Genomic DNA, 18,392 nt, shown 5'->3' on the forward strand with positions numbered 1-18,392 from the left:
CGCTCCTCCTTGCGGGGCTCGGTCCGGCCGTGGGGTCGGGGTTGAATGGTGAAAGAGAATCCATCTCTACAGGAATAGAAAAAGGATTTGCAAGAGTGTTCCTGCAAATCCTTGGAATAGATGGAATTTGGCGATTGCGGCTATTCTTCCGGCAGCTCGCCGTCAACGGCGTCTTCGTCCGCCGGGCCTTCGTACTCCTGGGTTTGCGGCTCCTCGAGCTGGGCGTAGGTGCGCGCGAAGACCAGGAATCCCGTGTGGGCGACCATGCGGTCGTCGGGACGCAGGCGCTCGGGCACGGGCTTGTAGTGGCGCAGGAATATCTCCAGCACCTCGATCTGCCGGAACGGTCCGCCCTCCATGGCTTTCAGCAGGTCCTGGACCTGGTTGGTGGTCGGCAGCAGGAATCCGATCGGCGCGCCCGGAACCACGGCGCCGGGGATATGTTGGATGTAGTCGCAGGGTTCGCGCACGTCCAGAAACAGGGCGTCGGCGGCATGGGGGTGGAAGCCCTCGGCGATGTCGTGGTGGAACTGCTCCACGCGGTGGGACAGGCCGATGCGTTCCAGGTTCTGGCGGCAGAGGGTGTAGAACTCCTCGCGGCGCTCGTAGGTGTAGACCTTGCCCGTGTCGCCAACCAGCCAGGCCAGGGCCGTGGTCAGGCCGCCGGAGCCGCAGCCGGCCTCGACGATGCGGCAGCCCGGGCCGATGCCCAGCTTCATGGCGATGTACCCGATCTCCTTGGGGTAGATGATCTGGGTACGGCGTTTGACGGACTTGATCAGGTCGTAGAGGGTCGGCCGCATGACCGTGAAGGGGTAGCCCTTGTGGGTCAGGACCTGCTGTCCCCAGCCCGCGGCGCGGACCTCGTCGAGGTGGAGAATCCCCTCGTTGGTGTGCATGACCTGCCCTTCCTGGGCCGAAACGAAATATCTCTTGTCCTTTGCGTTGAGCAGCATTACCAGCTGTCCCGGTTCGAGCATGTGGCCTCCTGTGCAGTGAGAAGGCGGGAGTAGCCACGGCAAAATGGGATGTCAAGCCAGCGCCTGCCCCTCGAAGGGTTTTTCTTGCTATGGACACGCCTGCCGGGTATGTATTCTCCTTGATTCGTGGCGCGGCGTGCGTCCGGCAGTGACCGGCCCCTTTCGCCTCCTCAAGACCCCCGCGCCCAGAGATCGCAAATTTTCATCGGATTTCCGTCCGCAAATTTCACCATTTTTCCCGGCCCTGCCGGAAACCTATTTCATTTGAGGATATTCATGGGAGAAAAGCAGAAGCGCAAGATGTTCATCAGCGTTTTGCCTGGCGAACAGGTCGAGGTGGCCATCATGGAGGATGGCATCGTCGTAGAGTACTACGTCGAGATGCTCCACCAGAGCAAAACCAAGGGCAACATATATAAAGGAAAGATTCACAACATCGACCAGGCCCTGCAGGCCGCCTTCATCAACTACGGGGCAGAGAAGAACGGCTTTCTGCAGGTCGACGAGGTCCACCCCGAATACTACCAGAGCGACGTGGCCACCCGCGGCAAGTACCCGCCCCTGCAGAAGGTCCTGAAGCCCGGCCAGGAAGTGCTGGTGCAGGTCGTCAAGGAGCCCGTGGGCTCCAAGGGTGCGTTCCTGACCACCTACCTGTCCATTCCGGGCCGCTATTTCGTGCTCACCCCGGGCCGCGAGCAGCTCGGCATCTCCCGCAAGATCGAGGACGAGAAGGAGCGCGACCGCCTGAAGGAGGTCGTGGAGGAGCTCAAGCTCGACGAGGGCCTGGGCGTCATCGTGCGCACGGTCAGCGAGGCCCAGAGCAAGAGCAGTCTGTCCAAGGACCTGCAGGTGTTAAAGCGCCTGTGGAAGGACATTCGCAAGAAGGGCATCGCCTCAGAGTCCCCGTCCCTGGTCTACGAGGAGAAGGACCTGGCCTTCCGCGCCATCCGCGACTACCTGACCCCGGACATCGCCGAGTGCTGGGTCGACGACGAGGAGACCGCCAGGCAGATCACCGAGTTCGCGACCCTCCTGTTCCCGCGCCGCAAGACGTTCATCAAGGTCCACACCGAGACCGAGCGCACCCTCTACGAGCGTTTCCGCATCGAGGCGCAGCTGCAGAAGATCTTCAGCCGCACGGTCAACCTGCCCAGCGGCGGTCAGCTCGTCATCGACCACACCGAGGCCCTGACGGCCATCGACATCAACTCCGGCAAGATCGGCGGCGAGAAGAATTTCAAGGAAATGGCCCTGCGCACCAACATCGAGGCCGCGCGTGAGATCCCCAACCAGCTCATGCTGCGCGACATCGGCGGCCAGATCGTGGTCGACTTCATCGAGATGAAGGACGGCAAGCACATCCGCGAGGTCGAGAAGGAACTGCGCCAGGCCCTCAAGGTCGACCGGGCGCGCACAGACATCGGGCGCATCTCCAAGTTCGGCCTGCTCGAGATCGTGCGCCAGCGCCTGGGCACGTCGGCCCTGTCCGGCAGCCTGGAGCCCTGCCCGCACTGCTCCGGCGCCGGCACCCGCCGCAACCTGGAATGGCGGTCCATGCAGGCCCTCAAGGACCTGTACCGCGAACTGCGCAAGGACAAGCAGACCGAGGCCTTCACCTACACCACCGACGCGGACCTGATGCACTACCTTGTCAACCGCAAGCGTGAAAAACTTCTGGAGTTCGAGCAGACATTCGAGCGCAAGATCTACATCATGCCCTCGGCAACGCCCAGCTGCGCATTCTGCTAGGTTCCTCGATGAAAATACTGGTTCACATGTGCTGTGGGCCGTGCGCCATCACGCCTGTCCGGGTCCTCCTCGAGGCCGGGATTGGCGTGACCGGCCTGTTCTACAACCCCAACATCCACCCCCTGCAGGAATACCTGCGCCGTCGCGAGGGGGTGGCCCAGGTGGCCGAGCGTCTCGGCATTCCGGTCATCTTCAAGGACGACGAGTATGACCCGCAGGCGTATTTCCGGGGCGTGACCTTCCGCGAACCCAACCGCTGCGCCCCCTGCTACGCCCTGCGCCTGGAACGGACCCTGTCCATCGCCCGGCGCGGAGGGTTCGACGCCTTCACGACCACGCTCCTCTACAGCAAGTTCCAGAAGCACGAGCAGATACGGACCATGGGGCAGGATCTGGCCCAGGGGACCGGCGTGGAGTTCCATTACGAGGATTTCAGGGCGGGGTGGTCCGAAGGCATCGCCCTGTCGAAGGAGTGGGGGATCTACCGCCAGCAGTACTGCGGGTGCCTGTACAGCGAGTTCGAGCGGTATTCCTCCGAACTGCGCAAGCGCGCCTGATCCATGCTGCTCTACGTTCATGTACCCTTCTGCGTGCGCAAGTGCGGGTACTGCGCCTTCCACTCCGGGCCTTTCTCCGCGCCCGAGGCGGAGCGTTACGTGGAGCTCGTGCTGAACGAGCTGAACTGCCTGGGAAAGGCCCTCGGGCGGCGCACGGTGGAGACGGTCTATATCGGCGGAGGGACGCCTTCCCTGCTGACCCCGGCGCAGATCGGGGCCATCCTCGAAGGGGCGGCCTCGCGTTTCGACCTGGAAGCGGGAGCCGAGATCACCCTGGAGGCCAACCCCGAGTCGGCCTTGAAGGCCGGCTTTCTGGCCGAGGTTCGGACCTTGGGCGTCAATCGTCTGAGCCTCGGCGTTCAGAGCCTGCGGGACGACCTGCTGGCCACGCTCGGCCGCTCCCATGACGCCGCCCGGGCACGCCTGGCCTCGCGGGCGGCGCGCGAGGCGGGGTTTGCGAATCTGAGCCTGGACATGATCTGGGGGCTGCCCGGCCAGGACGTGTCCGCATGGCTCGAAGACCTGGCCGGCATCGTGGCGCTGGCCCCGGAACACGTCTCCTGCTATGGTCTGAGCCTGGAGGAGGGCGCGCCGCTGGCCGAGTCCGTCGTCGCCGGGCGGCTGTCCCTCCCCGAAGAGGAGGAGGGGGCCCGCATGTATCTGGAAGGGTCGGCCTTTCTCGAATCCGAAGGGTACGGGCACTACGAGATCTCGAACTACGCCCGTCCCGGCCGGGAGAGCCGGCACAACCGGGGGTACTGGTCCGGCCGGGACTATCTGGGGCTGGGTCCGGCCGCCGTGTCCACTCTGGACGGGCGGCGCTGGGCGAACCCGGCCGGTCTCGACGAGTACGCCCGCACCGTGGCCGCCGGCGTCGAAAGGGAAGGGACGGAGGTCCTGACCGCCGATGTGCGGCGGCAGGAAATGGTCATGCTGGCCTTGCGCACGAAGGACGGCCTGGACCTGCAAGAATTCATGGCAGCGACCGGAATTGATTTTCCGCGGCGCGACCCGGCTGTCGAGCGGCTTCGCTCCAGCGGGCTGGTCCGCCTCGGCGCCGGTCGCCTTCAACTGACACGCGAGGGCATGCTGGTCAGCAACTCCGTCATCGAACTGGTGCTCGGAGTCCTGGACCGCACGCCCGCATCAACCGCGCAGGAATCGTATGACTGACAACACAGAATTTGGTGAGACCCCGAACGGGACATCCCAAAACGAGAATTTCGAAGCGAAGGCATTCACCATGGCAGACCTGCCGCCCGTCCTGCGGGCCGCGTCGCTGCGCCTGAACTGGACCGAGCTCATGCCGGTCCAGACCCAGACCATCCCGCTCATGCTGGAGGGGCTCGACGTCATGGTCCAGTCCCAGACCGGCAGCGGCAAGACCGGCGCCTTTCTGCTGCCGACTCTGAACCGTATCGATGCGGCCTTGGGTGCGCCCCAGGCCCTGGTCCTAGTCCCAACCCGCGAGCTGGCCGTGCAGGTCACGCGCGACGCCGAGGAGCTGGGCCGGGAGTGCGGCGTGCGGCCCGTGTCCATCTACGGCGGTGTGGGCTACAAGGGCCAGATCCAGGGACTGGAGAGCGGGGCGCAGCTGGTCATCGGCACGCCGGGACGCATCCTCGACCATCTGCTCAAGGGCACCCTCAATCTGGACCGGCTCAAGGTCATGATCTTCGACGAGGCCGACCGCATGCTGTCCATGGGCTTCTACCCGGATATGAAGCAGCTGCAGCGCTACCTGCCGCGCGGCCTGCAGTCGGCCATGTTCTCGGCCACCTACCCCGGCCACGTGAAACGCCTGGCCCAGCAGTTCCTGAAGGACCCGGTCTTCGTCTCCCTGAGCCAGGAGCACGTCCACGTCAGCGAAGTGCTGCACGTGGTCTACAAGGTGCCGGCCATGCAGAAGAGCCGCATCCTGGTCAAGATCATCGAGCAGGAAAACCCGGCCTCGGCCATCATCTTCTGCAACACCAAGGCCGACGTGCACTTCGTGGCCACGGTCCTGCGCCGCTTCGGCTATGACGTGGGCGAGATCAGCGCCGACCTGACCCAGGTCGCCCGCGAGGAGGTGCTGGAGAAACTGCGCCTGAACAAGCTCAAGTTCCTGGTGGCCACGGACGTGGCCGCGCGCGGCATCGACATCCACGAGCTGTCCCACGTCTTCCAGTACCAGCCCCCCCAGGACCACGAGGCCTACGTGCACCGCACGGGCCGCACGGGCCGGGCCGGGGCCGCCGGGGTGGCCATCTCCTTCGTCTCGGGCATGGAGGAGATCGAACTCGAGCAGATCGCCAAGAAGTTCTCCATCCCCATGGTCGAGCACCAGGTCCCGGCCGACGAGGAGCTGGAGGCGCTCATTTCCCAGCGCGCGGTCTTCCTGCTGGAGTCCCGCCTGCGCAAGGCCGACAACATCCAGAAGGAGCGCATGCAGCGCTTCATGCGCACCGTGGGCGAACTGGCGACCAACGACGATTCCCGGGCTCTTCTGGCCATGCTCGTGGACGAGTTCTACCAGGCCACGTTCCATGCGCCGCTGGAGCAGCCCTCGGAGAAGATGGTCGACATGGTCCGCCCGGTGCCCGTCGAGGCCCGTCAGGCGGCCCCGGTCGATGGCGGCCGGGCCGAGGGCGAGAAGCGCCGCCGCAAGCGTTCCCGCAAGAAGCCGGGCAACGGAGGCGAGGCGCGAGAACAGGAGCGGACCGATACTCCTTTGGCGCCGCACGAAGAGGACGCATACGTCCCCGCACCCGAGGCGGCGGCAGCTCCGCAGGCGGAAGCTTTGCTCCCGCAGCGAGATGCGGCGCCGGCGGTGGAGGGCGGCCGCGAAGAGCCGGAAGACGCCGAGCTGACTCCGCTCGAAGAGGTTTCTGAAGGCAGTCCCGCGGAAGCGGTGGAGGGCCAGCCTGCGGCCGCGCCGAAGAAGCGTCGTCGCCGCCGCCCGCGGAAATCCTCAGCCCAGAAGGCCGAAGGGGCCCGTGAAGGCGGAGCCGAGCAGGCGCCTGCCGAGGCTCGTCCCGCCGCGCGCAAGGAACCTGCGGAGCCGCGCCCGGCGGAGGAAGCGCCGGCGCCAAAAAGGGCGGACAATGACCGGGGTCGTTCCCGGGGCAGGAAGCCTGCGGACCAGCCGGCCGAACCGGCCAAGCCCAGGAAGAAGATATTCCTCGAATAGAGCACAAGCCCCGGCCTCGCCGGGGTTTTTGTTTGGGGCGCGTGCCGTGAGGAGGGGGCTGTCGTCGGCCGGGTTCCGGTGATTGCGGCTTTGCGGTCGACGGGATGGGGAAATTCACGTAGGCGGGATGGTGCAGTTCCGCACAGAAATATCGAGGCCGGTTTCACTTTCGTCAACGGAAGGGGCCGCTACGGGACGGGAGGCAGCATGACACACGAACGACGCACGAGAAGCCGCGTCAACCTGGAATTTCCCCTGACCATCGCCTTCGAGGGCAAGCGCGTCCGGGGGCGGGTCCACGATCTGAGCCTCAAGGGCCTGTCCTGCTCCACGGAGGAGTGGATACTGCCCGGCAAGGAGTGCGAGGTGACCCTGGAACTGGATTCGGGGCTGCGCATGCACATCCACGGCCGCATCATCCGGGCCGGCCAGGACGGCGCCATAGATTTCCTGCGTATGGACGAGACGAGCTTCGGCCACCTGCGCAACCTCGTCCGGCTCTACGCCGAGGACGCCGACGTCGTGGACGAGGAACTGCGCCGCCCGGCGTTCACTCCAGAGGGCGGGCCTTTTCCAGAGTGAGCAGGGTCTGTTTCAGGGGCAGGCCGGGGCCGAACCCGCCCAGGCCCAGGTTTGCAGCCAGAACGCGGTGGCAGGGGTAGAGCAGCGGCCAGGGGTTGCGGGCCATGACGCTGCCGACGGCCCGGGCCGCGCGCGGAGAGCCGCACATGGCGGCCAGCTGCCCGTAGGTGGTGAAGGCCCCACGGGGGACGCGGCGGCGCAGGTTGTCCAGGACCAGGATCGAAAAGGCCGAAAGTCCGTTCCAGTTCATGGGCAGCTCCGGCCAGACATCCTCTTCCAGGCGGCCGTAGTCCGCGACGATTCGTGCGAGTTCCGCCCCGAACGGTGAGCGCGGCGGGGTGGCCGGCCTGCGGTCGCCGCTCAGGTCGATGGCCGTCAGCAGGCCGTCCCGCCAGTGAAAGGTGGCCGAAAACCAGTCGTTGGCGAAGGTTTCCGCAGTCATGTTCATGCGTGTTCCCCTCCATCGGGATTGAACCATTGCGGCAGGGGGAGGCCAAGCGCCTTGCCCTGCCAGACGTCCTCATGAGCGAGCAGACGCCTGGCGGCGTCGAGAAATCCGGCCTTGTCCAGGGCCCAGTCCGGGGCGACCAGTTCGCCCGGGGCGGGGTCGCCCCCGAGCCTGTGCACGACGATTTCCGGCCGCAGGAGCGCAAGCCCTCGCACCAGCCATCGCAGGGATTCCTCATTCGTGAGGAGTTCCACGCGACCTTCGCGCCAGTCCCGCTCCAAAGCCGTGCCTCGGCAGATGTAGAGATTGTGGAATTTTACGCCGGCCACGGGCAGGCTGTTGACAACGGCCATGGTTTGTTCGAAGTCCGCCAGGGTTTCGTCGGGCAGGCCCGTAATGACGTGGGCGCAGACCTTGATGCCCCTCTCTCCGGCCTCGCGCGCCCAGCGCTTGAAGCAGGCCGCGTCGTGGCCCCGGTTGATGCGTCGCAGGGTGCGGTCGTGGGCCGACTGCAGGCCCAGGTCCAGCCAGACCTCCTCGAAGGGGGCGGCCCGCAGGATGTCCAGCTTTTCCTCGTCCAGGCAGTCCGGGCGCGTGCCGACGGCGATGCCGACGAGGTCGGGCAGACCCTCCAGCGCCTGCATCATGGCCCGCAGCCGCGAGGCCGGGCCATAGGTGTTGGAGAACGACTGGATGTAGCCCAGGAAGCGGACTCCCCCACCTCTGGCCAGGATGCGTTCGCGGCCGGCCAGGTACTGGTCCGCGAGGGACATTTCGGCGGCCCTGCCCGTTCCCGACCCCTTCTCGTTGCAGAAAGAGCATCCGCCGACGGAAATGCTGCCGTCGCGGTTGGGGCAGGAACTGCCCGCGTCCAGGGGGATCTTGCGGACCCGGTGCCCGAAACGTCGCCGGAAGTAGACCGCGAGGGAATGGAATGGGTTTGGTGACATGCCTGGTATGATTGAAATTTGTCCCTTCCGGGGCGGTAGTTGCCTGCGCGGTGATCTTCTGGTATTCAGCGCGGCTCATTACACGTCATTTTTCCGGCCCGTCGGGTCAGTGTTCCGCCTTGGCATGTCCCGGAAGAGTCCGTGCGAGCGGACCATGCTGAACATGATAAAAGAGGAAATATATGTCCAGAATTTTGGATAAGATTTTAGGGTTCTTCTCGAACGACCTGGCCATCGATCTCGGGACCGCCAACACCTGCGTCTATGTCAAGGGCAAGGGCATCGTCCTGCGCGAACCCTCGGTCGTGGCCGTCAAGCGCGACAACCGCGGCAACAACAAAGTCCTGGCCGTGGGCGCCGAGGCCAAGCGCATGCTCGGCCGCACGCCCGGCAACATCGTGGCCATCCGGCCCATGAAGGACGGCGTCATCGCCGACTTCGAGGTCACCGAGGCCATGCTCAGGCACTTCATCTCCAAGGTGCACAACAGCCGCCGGCTGGTGCGGCCTCGCATCGTCATCTGCGTGCCCACGGGCATCACACAGGTCGAGAAGCGCGCCGTGCGCGAGTCGGCCCAGAGCGCCGGGGCGCGCGAGGTCTTCCTCATCGAGGAGCCCATGGCCGCGGCCATCGGCGCCGACCTGCCCATCACCGAGCCGACCTCCAACATGGTCGTGGACATCGGCGGCGGCACCACCGAGGTGGCGGTCATCTCCCTGGCGGGCATCGTCTACTCCAAGTCCGTGCGCATCGGCGGGGACAAGATGGACGAGGCCATCCTGCAGCACGTCAAGCGCAAGTACAACATGCTCATCGGCGAAAGCTCGGCCGAGGACATCAAGGTGACCATCGGCTCGGCCTATCCCCTGGATGAAGAGCTGGTGATGGACGTCAAGGGCCGCGATCTCGTCTCGGGCATCCCGCAGAACATCTCCATCACCTCCGAAGAGGTGCGCAAGGCCATCTCCGAGCCCGTGGACTCCATCGTCCAGGCCGTACGCATCGCCCTGGAACAGACCCCGCCCGAACTGGCCGCGGACATCGTGGACCGCGGCATCGTGCTGACAGGCGGCGGGGCGCTGCTCAAGGGACTCGACAGCCTGCTGCGCGAGGAGACCTCCCTGCCCATCACCGTGGTGGAAGACCCTCTGTCCACGGTGGCCCTCGGTTCCGGCAAGGTGCTCGACAACCTGGATGTACTGCGCGAGGTAACCATCGATTAGACGTATGTCGCCCCGCTTCAAATATCTGCTTCTGTTCTTCTTTCTTCCGCTTTTTCTCTACTTTTCCATGTACACGTGGAACTGGAAGACGGGGTATCTGGACCGGCTGGCCGCCATGGTCGGTCTGGATGTCGCCGGCTGGGTCATGACTCCCGGGCGCTGGCTGCAGAGCAACGCCGACGAGTTCTGGTCCCGCTACGTCTATCTGGTGGGGGTGCGGCAGGAGAACGAGGATCTGACCCAGCGGGTCCGCGAACTGGAACTCGAACTGGCGCGGGTCTCCGAGAAGGCCAAGTCCGCCGACCGCCTGACGTCGCTGCTGCGCTTCAGCCCCGAGGCCAACTGGGAGTCGCGCGGCGGCAGGGTCATCGGCCAGCGGCTCGGTCCCAACGCCATCCTGGAGACCCTGCTCATCGACCTGGGCTCGGCCCACGGGGTGCGGGCCAACGACCCGGTCATCTCGCCCCGAGGGGTGGTGGGCCGCATCGTCAAGCCCGGCATGCATTTTTCTTCGGTTCTGCTCCTTTCGGATTCGACCAGCCGGATACCGGTCATCACCAGCGACGGACGGGTTCCGGCCATCGTCCAGGGACAGGGGCCGGGCGCGTTTCTGGAAGTGAAGTTCATCCCCCGCAACGATCCCGTGGCGCCCGGCGAAATCCTGATCAGCTCCGGGCAGGGCGGCGTTTTCCCCAAGGGGATTCCCGTGGCCCGGGTGGTCGAGGTGACACCCGCCGACGTCTCGCTGTTCCAGAAGGTCTACGCCGAGCCGCTGCTGGCGCTGCGATACTACGAGGAACTGCTGGTCCTGAGCCGCACTGACGGGTACGATCCGGGGCAGCCCATGGCTTCCGCCGGCGCCGCACAGCCGGCGGCCAACAGCACCGCAGGCCAGGTCGTCCCCGCGGCGGGTTCGGCCAAAGCCGCGGCGAATTCGACCAACGCCACCTCCGACAAGCCGGACCAACCTGCGGTGAACGCCTCGAAACCGGCCGCTAGCGGGGCCGAACCGTCCAAGCCGGCGCGCCATCCCGTGCGCAAGAGGTCGTGAGATTGTCCGCCGCTCCGTACGGCTCTCGACGTCCGGGCCGCATACCCGACCCGGTCTGGTGGGCGGGGTACCTCGTGCTTGCGCTCTGGGGCCAGGAAGTTTCCGGAGGGTTCGACTTCCTGACGCCCGGACTCCTCGTCTGCCTTCAGACGGGCCGCTGGTTGACGGTGGGCTGGATGACGGTGCTGTGGGTGCTCGTGCAGGAAGGGATCGGCAACCTGGCCTTCGGGGTGGCTGTGCTCTTCTACGCAGGGATGTTCGCCTTCTTTCTGCTCACCAAGTGGCTGCTCGAACCGGAAAACCCGCTCTTCATCCTCCTTTTTTCCCTAGTGCTCTCCGTGTGGGCCTGGGTTGTCCTGAGCGGGGCCATCAGCTTCCAGGAGATCGGGGCGCGGATGCATTCGCCCTGGCCTTGGGTCGCGAAGCAATGGCTGGCGTACGTGCTGTTCTGGGGCGGGATGCTGATCGCCTACCGCAGATGGGGCGGACATGGGCGCGTTTGACACCCCCGAGAGGCCCCGGATTTTTTCCGGCCCCAACCTGCTGCTGATCTGCATCGTCCTGCTCTTCTGCGTTTTCGGCATACGCCTCTGGTACCTGCAGATCTACAAGAACGACTTCTACACCAGCCGCGCCCAGGAAAACAGGACCCGGCAGAGCACCATGTTTTCCCCGCGCGGCATCATCCGCGACCGGGGCGGCGTGCTCCTGGCCGAGAACACGCCCGCCTACGCCCTGGCCCTGGTCCGCGAGGATTGCCCGGACATCCCGAAGACCCTGGACCAGGTCAGCCGCTGGACGGGCCAGCCGCGCGACGAACTGGAGAAGGTCTTCGAGATCGGCCGCAAAAGGGTCAAGCACTTCGACGAGCAGGTCATCGTGCCCAACATCCCCTTCGAACTCGTGGCCCTGGTCGAGGCGCACCGGCAGGACTGGCCGGGCCTGACCATCGCCGTGCGCCCGAAGCGCTCGTACGCCTACGGTCCTACCCTGGCCCACGTCCTCGGCTATGTGGCCAGGGCCAACGAGGAGGAGCTCAACGACGACCCGGATCTGCAGCTCGGCGACGACGTGGGCAAGCAGGGCGTGGAATATGTCCTGGAACGTCGGCTGCGCGGGACCAAGGGGCTGGAGGAGTTCGAGGTCGATGCGTCGGGCCGGGTCCTGTCGTCGCGGATCGTCACCCAGCCGGTCAAGGGAGAGGACCTGAACCTGAGCGTCTCCCTGCCGCTGCAGGAAATCGCGACCAAGGCCCTGGACGGCCGCACGGGCTCCGTGGTGGCCATGGACGCGGACACGGGCGAGATCCTGGCCCAGGTCAGCCTGCCCAGCTACGATCCGAACGAGTTCGTCGTCGGCATCAGCCACGCCAAGTGGAAGGAACTGCTCGAGGATTCAGAGCACCCCATGCAGAACCGTCCGGTGCAGAGCGCGTATCCGCCCGGTTCCGTCTTCAAGCTGGTCGTCGGCGGCCTGGCCCTGGAAAGCGGCTCCGTGATCCCGGCCACGACCGTGTTCTGCTCGGGAAGCTACAAACTCGGCGAGCGGTCTTTCAGGTGCTGGAACAAAGGCGGGCACGGCGTTGTCGATTTCAAGAAGTCGCTGCGTGAGTCCTGCGACGTATACTACTATCAGCTTGGTGAACGGCTGGGCGTGAACGCCATCAGCGATTACGCGACCCGCTGCGGCTTCGGCGTCAAGACCGGGGTCGAACTGCCGCACGAGCGCTCGGGCAACATGCCCACCGCCGAATGGAAGCTGAAGCGTTTCGGCGAGAAATGGCAGCGCGGCGAGACCCTGAACTACTCCATCGGTCAGGGGTACACCCAGACGACCCCGCTGCAGGTGGCCAGGTTCGTGGCCGCGCTGATCAACGGCGGGCGAATCCTGCGGCCGACTCTGCTCGCCACGGCGTCGCCCGACGTCGTCGGCGAACTGCCCATGAAGGCCTCGACGCGAAAGCTTGTCCTTGACGCCATGGTGGCCACGGTCGAGGAGGAGAGGGGCACCGCCCGCCTGCTGCGCCGCGAGGGCATCCGCATCGGCGGCAAGACCGGCACGGCGCAGGTCGTCAAGCTCATGGACAAGTACGAGAAGAAGAAAACCCAGGAGATCCCCTACAAATACAGGGACCATGCCTGGCTGGCGGGGTTCGCCGAGAAGGACGGGCGGCGGTATGTGGCCGTGGCCATGGTCGAGCACGGCGGACACGGCGGCTCGGACGCCGGGCCGGTGGTCGGAGCGGTGTTCGACGCCCTTTTCGGCGTGCCGCAGGGGAATTGAGGGAGACGCACATGTTCGACAGACGCCTTGTCTTCCATATCAACTGGGGCCTCGTGGCCCTGACCGCGATCCTCTTCCTGGTCGGGGTGGTCAACCTGTACTCGGCCAGCGCCCTGCGCGTCGCTTCCGGCATCGAACTCGACAGCTACTTCAACAAGCAGCTGCTCTGGGGCGGCGTGGGGCTTCTGGTCCTGTCCTGCATCGTCCTGGTCGACTACCGTCACTTCAAGGCCGTGTCCTGGCCCTATTTCATCCTGTCGCTGCTGCTCCTGCTGGCGGTCAGCGTGGCCGGCAAGACCATCTACGGGGCCAAGCGCTGGCTCGATCTCGGCTTTTTCAACCTGCAGCCCACGGAACTGGCCAAGATCGCCGTGCTCATCCTCGGGGCGCGGCTGCTGGCTCGCATGGACGGGCGTCTCGGGTGGATCAACCTGGGGAAGATTCTCCTCGTGGGACTCGTGCCGGCAATGCTCGTGGTCAAGCAGCCCGACCTGGGCTCGGCCCTGAACATCCTGATGATCCTGGGCGGGATGATCCTGTTCAAGGGCATCACCGCGGGGGTCTTCAAGGTCCTGATCGTGGCCCTGCCCGTCATGCTGCCCTTCGGGTGGTTCTTTCTCCACGACTACCAGAAGCAGCGCATCCTGACGTTCCTCGACCCCGGGAACGATCCCCTCGGGGCGGGTTACCACATCATCCAGTCCCAGATCGCCATCGGCTCGGGCGGGTTCTGGGGCAAGGGCTTCCTGCAGGGCACCCAGAGCCAGCTGCGCTTCCTGCCCGAGAAGCACACGGACTTCGCCTTCGCCGTCTTCGGCGAGGAGTGGGGGTTTTTCGGTTCCATGATCCTGCTGGTGCTTTTCTGCTCCTTCCTCTACCAGATCTACATCGTCGCCATGGAGGCCAAGGACGATTTCGGCAGCTACCTCGCAGCCGGGGTCTTCTTCTACTTCTTCTGGCAGATCCTCATCAACATGGGCATGGTCCTCGGCATCATGCCCGTGGTCGGCATCCCCCTGCCCTTCGTCAGCTACGGAGGCAGCGCGTCCGTGGTCAATTTCTGCATGATCGGCGTGGTCCTCAACGTGGCCATGCGCAGATTCGTCTTCAAGAACGCCTGACATCCCGGCTCCGCCGAGCGGAGTGCGCCTCGTTTTTCAGACTCAAGCGGGAGGAAAGCGCTTCGTAGCCCATTGGGCGGGGCCCTGTTTCCCTGTTTCGGAGGGTGCGCCCAAAGCACGTGAATTTCTGAACAAAGTGCGCAAACCCAGGACTTGCAAACCAATTTGCGAACAGTTTGGCCAAAAAGATTTTGACACGAAAATGGGAATCAGATAGAGGCCCTGTGACTTTGAACAAAAATTCACATACTCTTTGGGGGGGCGGCATGATTGATCTTGATTGGACATTTTTTGCGCAACTTGTGAACTTTTTGATCATCCTGACGGTGCTGAACCTGATCCTGTTTCGCCCGATCCGTGGGATCATCAAGAAGCGGGCCGAGGTCATGAGCGAAAAGCTCGGCTCCATCGAGGCCTTCACGGCCCAGGCTGAATCCAAACTCGAAAATTACAAGGCTTCCCTGTCCGGTGCCCGGGTCGAGGCGCAGCAGATGCGCGTGTCCCTGAAGGCCGAAGGGACCGAGGCCGAGGCCGCGGTGCTGTCCAAGGCCGGCGCTGAAGCCGCCGAGAAGGTCGCCGCCGCCCGCAAAGAGATTGATGGTCAGAAGCAGGCCGCCCTGAAGGCCCTGCGCAACGAAGTCGCGGGCTATGCCAAGAACGTCGCCGATAAGGTGCTCAGCAAGGCGTAGTCGGGCTGAATTTCCTTGTGTGTCACAGATTTACTTTTTCATATAAGGAGGGCGGAATTTTGAAAAAATTCAAGACTGTCGGATTGGTGACGGCAGCACTGGTTCTTTGCGCGGCGATAGCCTTCGCCAGCGACGGAGAGGGTGGGGGCCACAACAAATGGCTCGACCTTCTGTATCGCTTTATCAATTTCGGCATCGTGGCCTTCCTGGTCTACAAGTTCGCGGGCAAGCGCATCGCGGACATGCTGACCGGTCGCACCAAGCAGATCGAGACGGACCTGGCCGACCTCGACGAGCGCAAGGACGACGCGGAGAAGCGCCTGCTGGAAGTCGAGGCGAGCATCGCCAATCTCGAGGCCGAGAAAGCCAAGATCCTTGCCGACGCCAAGGCCCAGGGTGAGGCCATGCGTCAGGCGATCATCGAGAAGGCCGAAGCCCAGGCTGTGCAGATCAAGGCTCAGGCCGAAGTTTCCGCGGCTCAGGAGGCCAAGCTGGCCATTGACGCCATCCGTGAAGAGCTGGCCGAAAAGATCGTCGCTGCCGCCGAAGACATGGTGAAAAAGCAGCTGAAGAAGAAAGATCACGAAGATTTGGTCAACGAATATCTTAAAAAGGTGGTGCTCAATTGACTGGGAATATCGTAGCAAGACGGTACGCCAAGGCGTTGTTCACCGTTGCGCAGGCGCAGTCCGACAAGGCTGTGATGGCGCAGTACGGCGACGACTTGGCCAGGCTGGCTGGAGTCCTGGAGAATGCGCCTGAGCTCACGAAGATCTTCCGCAACCCGATTTTCGGCGTGGAAGAAAAGAGAGGAGTGATCGTCAAGATTCTGGACAAGGTCGCGCCCTGCGCCATGGTCCGGAACTTCTGTCTGCTTCTGGCGGACAAGAACAGGCTGGCTTTTCTCCCCGAGATCAACGCGTCTTACGGCATGCTCCTGGATGCGGCCCAAGGCGTTCTTCGCGGCAAACTGGTGACGGCTGTGAAGCTTTCCGACGGTGTGCAGAAGAACGTTGTCGACAAACTGCAAAAAGAGTCGGGTCAGAAGGTGGTTCTTGATTACGAAGTTGATCAGGACATCATCGGCGGGCTCATGCTCAAGATCGGGGACAAGGTCCTTGACGCTAGTATTCGGGCTCAACTGCAAATTTTGAAAGAAAATATCAAAAGGGGTGAGTAGAGGCTATGCAGATCAAAGCAGAAGAAATTAGCCAGATCATCGAAGGCCAGATCAAGAATTACGAGAAAAAGGTCGAGATGAGCGAGACTGGCGTGGTCCTGTCGGTGGGTGACGGTATCGCCCGCGTTTACGGCTGCGAAAACGCGATGGCCATGGAACTCCTCGAGTTCCCCGGTAACGTCATGGGCATGGTTCTGAACCTTGAAGAAGACTCCGTGGGCGTCGCTCTTCTCGGCGAGACCGAACACATCAAGGAAGGCGACATCGTCAAGCGTACGGGCCGGATCTTCCAGGTTCCCGTCGGCGACGCGGTCATGGGCCGTGTCATCGACCCCCTGGGCAATCCCATCGACGGTCTCGGGCCGATCCAGACGGATCTGTTCCGTAACGTCGAAATCAAGGCTCCCGGTATCATCGCCCGTAAGTCCGTCCATGAGCCCATGTACACGGGTCTGAAGGCCATCGACGCCATGACCCCCATCGGCCGCGGACAGCGCGAACTGATCATCGGCGACCGTCAGGTCGGCAAGACCGCCGTCGGCGTCGACGCCATCCTGGCCCAGAAGAACAGCGACATCCACTGCTTCTACGTCGCCATCGGCCAGAAGCGCTCCACCGTCGCCCAGGTCGTCGAGGCCCTGCGCCAGAACGGCGCCCTGGCCTACACCACGGTCATCTCCGCCACCGCTTCCGAACCGGCTCCCCTGCAGTTCATCGCGGCCTACTGCGGATGCACCATGGCGGAGTTCTACCGCGACAACGGCAAGCACGCCCTGATCGTTTACGACGATCTGTCCAAGCAGGCTGTGGCCTACCGCCAGATGTCCCTGCTGCTGCGCCGCCCTCCGGGACGTGAAGCTTTCCCCGGCGACGTTTTCTACCTGCACTCACGTCTGCTGGAGCGTTCCTGCAAGGTCAACGACAGCCTCGGCGCCGGTTCCCTGACCGCCCTGCCGGTCATCGAAACCCAGGCCGGCGACGTGTCCGCGTACATCCCGACCAACGTTATCTCCATCACGGACGGTCAGGTCTACCTGGAGCCCAACCTGTTCATGGCCGGCATCCGTCCCGCCATCAACGTCGGTCTGTCCGTCTCCCGAGTCGGCGGCGCGGCCCAGATCAAGGCCATGAAGAAGGTCGCCGGCACCCTGCGTCTCGACCTCGCCCAGTACCGCGAACTGGCCGCCTTCGCCCAGTTCGGCTCCGACCTGGACAAGGCCACCAAAACCAAGCTGACCCGCGGTGAGCGTCTTGTCGAACTGCTCAAGCAGCCCCAGTACCAGCCCATGCCCGTCGAAGAGCAGGTCGCAGTGCTGTACGCCGGCACCCGCGGCTACCTTGACGACGTCGCCGTGACCGACGCCATCCGCTTCGGCAACGAACTGGTCGACTTCATGCGTAACCAGAAATCCGACGTCCTGGCCGAAATCGTGCAGACCAAGGACCTTGGCGCCGAAACCGAAAAGAAGCTGGCCGCAGCCCTGACCGAGTTCAAAGCCGGTTTCAAAGCCTAGGATCGTTTAAGGAGTCGTAAATGGCATCACTGAGGGACATTCAAAACAAGATCGTCGGTGTGAAAAAGACCAAGCAGATCACGAAAGCGATGAACATGGTCGCTTCCGCGAAACTGCGTGGTGCTCAGAACCGAATCGAGCGCTTCCGTCCCTATGCTGATAAGTTCCATGACATTCTTATCGATCTGGCTTCCCGCGCCGACGCCAGCGTCCATCCCCTGCTCGAGAAGCGCGAAGAGATCCAGAACATAGGCATCGTTCTGGTCACTTCGGACAAGGGGTTGTGCGGCAGCTTCAACGCGAACCTCTGCAACGCCGCCAACAGGCTGGCCAAGCAGAAGGAAGCAGAAGGCAAGACCGTCAAGTTTATCTGCATCGGAAAGAAAGGCAGGGATTTCATCCGCAAGACGAAGTTCGAGATCGTTTCGCAGTACGCTGAGAATATGACCAACTTCGATTTCCAGTTGGCCAGCGAAACGGGCAACCTCGTCATCGATGGGTATCTCTCCGGACAGTTTGACGAAGTGCATATCGTTTTCGGAAAGTTCGTGAGCATCGCCAAGCAGGAAGCCACGGCGTCCCAGATTCTCCCGGCCGAGACGGCCGAGGCGGAAGCACCGACCGGCGCCACGAGCGAATACATCTTCGAACCTTCGGTGGAAGGGCTTCTGGCCGAACTTCTGCCCAGATATGTCAAGGTCCAGATGTACCGCGGCCTGCTTGATACGTCGGCCAGCGAACATGCGGCACGCATGTCGGCCATGGATAACGCGACCAAGAACTGCGACGAAATGGTCGGCAGCCTGACCCTTGTCTACAACAAGGCGCGCCAGGCGAGCATCACCACCCAATTAATGGACATCGTAGGCGGTGCCGAGGCACTGAAAGGATAA

The 18,392-nt window shown here is 63.7% G+C and carries 18 protein-coding genes; 15 read left to right on the forward strand and 3 right to left on the reverse strand.

Annotated elements, in window-relative coordinates:
• Nucleotides 1-140: 140 nt before the first annotated feature.
• Nucleotides 141-980 (reverse strand): tRNA (adenine-N1)-methyltransferase, encoded by an 840-nt coding sequence (locus tag ACZ5AC_RS17245; RefSeq protein WP_464248794.1) that lies wholly within the window; start codon nucleotides 978-980, stop codon nucleotides 141-143.
• A 276-nt stretch (nucleotides 981-1,256) separates the two neighbouring features.
• Here ACZ5AC_RS17245 and ACZ5AC_RS17250 point away from each other — a divergent pair, with 276 nt between their 5' ends.
• The 5 genes from ACZ5AC_RS17250 (at nucleotide 1,257) to ACZ5AC_RS17270 (ending at nucleotide 7,040) form a co-directional block, all read left to right on the forward strand.
• Nucleotides 1,257-2,729 carry an Rne/Rng family ribonuclease gene (locus ACZ5AC_RS17250; protein ID WP_464248795.1) on the forward strand — a complete coding sequence of 491 codons (1,473 nt, stop codon included), beginning with the start codon at nucleotides 1,257-1,259 and terminating at the stop codon, nucleotides 2,727-2,729.
• Nucleotides 2,730-2,737: 8 nt separating this feature from the next.
• The gene (locus tag ACZ5AC_RS17255; protein ID WP_464248796.1) at nucleotides 2,738-3,286 is read left to right on the forward strand and encodes an epoxyqueuosine reductase QueH; all 549 of its coding nucleotides are present in this window, start codon (nucleotides 2,738-2,740) and stop codon (nucleotides 3,284-3,286) included.
• 3 nt (nucleotides 3,287-3,289) lie between these two features.
• A complete protein-coding gene (hemW, locus tag ACZ5AC_RS17260; protein ID WP_464248797.1) occupies nucleotides 3,290-4,459 on the forward strand; it encodes a radical SAM family heme chaperone HemW in 1,170 nt (389 codons plus the stop codon).
• A gap of 70 nt (nucleotides 4,460-4,529) precedes the next feature.
• Entirely contained in the window at nucleotides 4,530-6,458 is a 1,929-nt protein-coding gene (locus ACZ5AC_RS17265) for a DEAD/DEAH box helicase (protein WP_464248798.1), read from the forward strand.
• 207 nt (nucleotides 6,459-6,665) lie between these two features.
• Nucleotides 6,666-7,040 carry a PilZ domain-containing protein gene (locus ACZ5AC_RS17270; protein ID WP_464248799.1) on the forward strand — a complete coding sequence of 125 codons (375 nt, stop codon included), beginning with the start codon at nucleotides 6,666-6,668 and terminating at the stop codon, nucleotides 7,038-7,040.
• Here ACZ5AC_RS17270 and ACZ5AC_RS17275 read toward each other — a convergent pair.
• Together ACZ5AC_RS17275 and mnmL are read right to left on the reverse strand one after the other, a co-directional pair.
• Entirely contained in the window at nucleotides 7,009-7,488 is a 480-nt protein-coding gene (locus ACZ5AC_RS17275; protein WP_464248800.1) for a methylated-DNA--[protein]-cysteine S-methyltransferase, read from the reverse strand. The two genes, ACZ5AC_RS17270 and ACZ5AC_RS17275, sit on opposite strands and share 32 nt — an antisense overlap.
• The gene (gene mnmL, locus ACZ5AC_RS17280; RefSeq protein WP_464248801.1) at nucleotides 7,485-8,438 is read right to left on the reverse strand and encodes a tRNA modification radical SAM protein MnmL/YtqA; all 954 of its coding nucleotides are present in this window, start codon (nucleotides 8,436-8,438) and stop codon (nucleotides 7,485-7,487) included. The genes ACZ5AC_RS17275 and mnmL overlap by 4 nt, the downstream gene beginning before the upstream one ends.
• A 182-nt stretch (nucleotides 8,439-8,620) precedes the next feature.
• On the opposite strand from mnmL, the gene ACZ5AC_RS17285 reads away from it, so the two are divergent.
• The 10 genes from ACZ5AC_RS17285 (at nucleotide 8,621) to ACZ5AC_RS17330 (ending at nucleotide 18,392) form a co-directional block, all read left to right on the forward strand.
• The gene (locus ACZ5AC_RS17285; protein ID WP_464248802.1) at nucleotides 8,621-9,661 is read left to right on the forward strand and encodes a rod shape-determining protein; all 1,041 of its coding nucleotides are present in this window, start codon (nucleotides 8,621-8,623) and stop codon (nucleotides 9,659-9,661) included.
• Between the two features lie 4 nt (nucleotides 9,662-9,665).
• The gene (mreC, locus tag ACZ5AC_RS17290) at nucleotides 9,666-10,712 is read left to right on the forward strand and encodes a rod shape-determining protein MreC (RefSeq protein ID WP_464248803.1); all 1,047 of its coding nucleotides are present in this window, start codon (nucleotides 9,666-9,668) and stop codon (nucleotides 10,710-10,712) included.
• Nucleotides 10,709-11,215 carry a hypothetical protein gene (locus tag ACZ5AC_RS17295; protein WP_464248804.1) on the forward strand — a complete coding sequence of 169 codons (507 nt, stop codon included), beginning with the start codon at nucleotides 10,709-10,711 and terminating at the stop codon, nucleotides 11,213-11,215. The genes mreC and ACZ5AC_RS17295 overlap by 4 nt, the downstream gene beginning before the upstream one ends.
• Complete coding sequence (gene mrdA / locus ACZ5AC_RS17300; RefSeq protein ID WP_464248805.1) at nucleotides 11,202-12,995, forward strand: penicillin-binding protein 2; 1,794 nt, start codon at nucleotides 11,202-11,204, stop codon at nucleotides 12,993-12,995. Before ACZ5AC_RS17295 ends, mrdA begins: the two co-directional genes overlap by 14 nt.
• Nucleotides 12,996-13,006: 11 nt before the next feature.
• The gene (gene rodA, locus ACZ5AC_RS17305) at nucleotides 13,007-14,116 is read left to right on the forward strand and encodes a rod shape-determining protein RodA (protein ID WP_464248806.1); all 1,110 of its coding nucleotides are present in this window, start codon (nucleotides 13,007-13,009) and stop codon (nucleotides 14,114-14,116) included.
• Nucleotides 14,117-14,382: 266 nt separating this feature from the next.
• Nucleotides 14,383-14,805: an ATP synthase F0 subunit B gene (locus tag ACZ5AC_RS17310; RefSeq protein WP_464248807.1), complete on the forward strand. Its 423-nt coding sequence runs from the start codon at nucleotides 14,383-14,385 to the stop codon at nucleotides 14,803-14,805.
• Between the two features lie 59 nt (nucleotides 14,806-14,864).
• Entirely contained in the window at nucleotides 14,865-15,434 is a 570-nt protein-coding gene (locus ACZ5AC_RS17315) for a F0F1 ATP synthase subunit B family protein (RefSeq protein ID WP_464248808.1), read from the forward strand.
• On the forward strand, nucleotides 15,431-15,985 hold the full coding sequence (gene atpH, locus ACZ5AC_RS17320; RefSeq protein ID WP_028576929.1) for an ATP synthase F1 subunit delta: 555 nt from the start codon (nucleotides 15,431-15,433) through the stop codon (nucleotides 15,983-15,985). Before ACZ5AC_RS17315 ends, atpH begins: the two co-directional genes overlap by 4 nt.
• Nucleotides 15,986-15,990: 5 nt before the next feature.
• On the forward strand, nucleotides 15,991-17,499 hold the full coding sequence (gene atpA / locus ACZ5AC_RS17325) for a F0F1 ATP synthase subunit alpha (protein ID WP_464248809.1): 1,509 nt from the start codon (nucleotides 15,991-15,993) through the stop codon (nucleotides 17,497-17,499).
• 20 nt (nucleotides 17,500-17,519) lie between these two features.
• Nucleotides 17,520-18,392, forward strand: a complete 873-nt coding sequence (locus tag ACZ5AC_RS17330; protein WP_464248810.1) for a F0F1 ATP synthase subunit gamma — start codon at nucleotides 17,520-17,522, stop codon at nucleotides 18,390-18,392.

This window comes from Desulfomicrobium aestuarii, from assembly GCF_055385525.1.